Raw genomic sequence first — 2,563 nt, forward strand, 5'->3', positions numbered from 1 at the left:
TGTAATCGGTAAATAATAATGCAGCATTTTCGGCAATTAAGAGTGCAGCAAAAACGGTAACAATAAGTGCAGCATTATTGGTAAGAATAGTACAGCAAAAACGGTAACAATTCATACACAGTTCTGCAAAAATAGCAGGTTAATTGGCTTCTCCAAATATGGTTTTTCTGTTCTTTAACCTGTGGCTTTCTCCGGTAAAGTTGATTACCTCGCAATGATAGAGCAACCGGTCGAGCAGTGCAGTAGCAATAACCTCATCATCAAGCTGTTTACTCCAATCAGTCGGTTTTTTATTGGTCGTGATCACAATTGATGTAGACTCATAGATTTGGTTAATAAAGTTAAAGAAAGCTACAGCCATATTCTTTTCCAGGGGGAATAGCATGATATCATCAATCACAATCAGATTGGCTTTGAGCAACCTTTTGTATTCAGTCTGCTGTGTTTTTACATATTCCTTTGTCTTGAGCATGTTAACCAGATCATCCATCTTCCTGAAGTAAGCATTGTATCCCGCTTTAACAGCATCCCTGCAAAGTCCTGCCGCTAAAAACGTCTTTCCTGTGCCACTGGGACCCATTAATACGATGTTAAAGACTTGATCCAGCCAGTTTAACTCCCTCAGTTGATTTAGGCGTGCTGCTGGTAATCCTGTTTCTGCATTAGGTTGATAGTGTTCCAGATGGGACATCTGGGGCAACCACGCTGTTTTTAGACGCTTGCTTAAGTCCCGTTCACGGCGGTAAACTGTTTCCATCTCCAGGAGTCCACTAGTGAACTCTATAAAGCCCATTCCTTGCTGCTCTGCTGTGGTAATATACTTCTCCATACCTGCACTGATACCAGTTAGGTAAAAGGCACTGCATAATTCTCTGATCCGTTGTTTTTCTGTTTCCATTTTTTTCTGTTGATTTGAAGTATACCTGCTGACACCTTTTAGAGCACCAGCAGGCAATTCTTATGATTAGTTGAAGATAGACTCGTACGTATTGAGGTTACTTTTTGACGGTTCAGTGAAAGCATTAAACAACGCTTTACCGCTTAAGGGATTATGCTGCCCAGCGAGATCCGGACTAACAATGATCTTTTGTTCCCTGGTCATCTTTTCTGTAATAGCTCTAAAGTCCGTTGCGCTGTAGATATAGTACTGGCTGCAATAGTATAGCGCATGGGTGGCAATCAAAGGATCAAGAGCCTGTACTGTAGCTTTTAACAATTGTATCTGGTCCCGAATGTAACGAGGCTTATCTGCTTTGATCTTATAGATCCATCCCAAGGCTTCTTCTGTATCCTCAAACATCGCGGCAAACTCCTGCATCATTTCCCAAATTGCGTGTGATTTATCCCTGGTATGATCTGTTTGCAGGATCTTTTGTCCCTGTAGCATAGAGCAGATATGCCTGCACAGTTCTTTTTTATCCATATCCTGAATCACCAGCTCGTTGTCATCGGTTCCTACCAGTACCTGCGTACCACGACCTTTATAAGTACCTAAGGGCAAGCTATAAAAGTTACTCTTCCAACTAATGGTATTGTCTTTACGGACAGTATAAGGGATATAAGCCTGTACTTCTATAAAGATCGGATGCCATGGATCCAGGTAAGTAACCTCATCTTCCATTTCCCTGGCAGGTATTTTTTTTGTTGTTCCATGTGCAAGAGCATTTGCAGTACGGGATAGCCATGCATGGGCCTCCTGGTTAAGGGTTTCCAGATCTTTGAAAGATCTGCCTGCCAGAAAGTTCTGTTTTACATATTTGACCATATTCTCAACTTTCCCTTTGCTTTGAGGGTCAGCGGCACGGCAGAAATAAGTCTTGAAAGACCGCTGGGAAACATAACTGCGAAAGCGTTCGGTCAGCATTAGCTCTCCAAGATTTTCACTGACCAGAAAGAGCCGGTCCTGATCATACACTACTTCCTGCGGCATACCGCCTAGATATTCAAAAGCCTGTTCATGCGCTTTGGTCACTGTTTCGCTGGTATAAGGAGTATCAGTAAATACAACATATTTATAACGGGAGCGTGAGAGTACAAGGCAAAAGAACTGCACTTTTCTGGTCTTGCCAGCGGTGGTACGCATATTATAAAAGCCAAAGTCGACCTGTGCCTGTTGCCCATAGGGGAGTTCTGCAATCATCTGGAAATCACGCCCCAGTTCTTCTAATGGCAAATCATAAAGTGACCGTACCGATAATACATAATTGTAAACCGTTTTCTGACTGACTGTGGCAAAGTCAGTAAATGCCTCTTTCAAAAGGTCATGCATCTGAGCCGAAGAGGTCTGTGGATAAAGTTCAAGACGCTTATGTACAAAATCTTCATAGCTGCCCAGTAATTTTCTGCGGCCTTTGCGTTTGTAGCATGAAGCCAAAAACTCTTCTTCGGAAAGACTTAATAATTGCTTTACTGTACGGAAGTTTAGGGCCGATTCTTTAGCAATCTTCCGGATGGACTGTTTGTCCCGGTACATTTGGTGAATCTGTTGGTAAGTCATAAGTTTGTTCAAGTAATAGTTCATTAAACCTTGTCTGTTTTGATGACGACAAAGGTGAAAAACTAC

2 protein-coding genes are annotated in these 2,563 nt (G+C 42.2%); both read right to left on the minus strand.

Going from position 1 to position 2,563, the window contains the following annotated elements; all coding sequences use genetic code 11:
- Positions 1-139: 139 nt before the first annotated feature.
- Positions 140-898 (minus strand): IS21-like element helper ATPase IstB, encoded by a 759-nt coding sequence (gene istB / locus ADIARSV_RS07155; RefSeq protein WP_016194777.1) that lies wholly within the window; start codon positions 896-898, stop codon positions 140-142.
- Positions 899-964: 66 nt separating this feature from the next.
- Positions 965-2,563: IS21 family transposase (istA, locus tag ADIARSV_RS07160; RefSeq protein ID WP_235048378.1), on the minus strand; the 1,599-nt coding region annotated here is incomplete at its 5' end.

Source organism: Arcticibacter svalbardensis MN12-7 (assembly GCF_000403135.1).
Classification (GTDB): domain Bacteria; phylum Bacteroidota; class Bacteroidia; order Sphingobacteriales; family Sphingobacteriaceae; genus Arcticibacter; species Arcticibacter svalbardensis.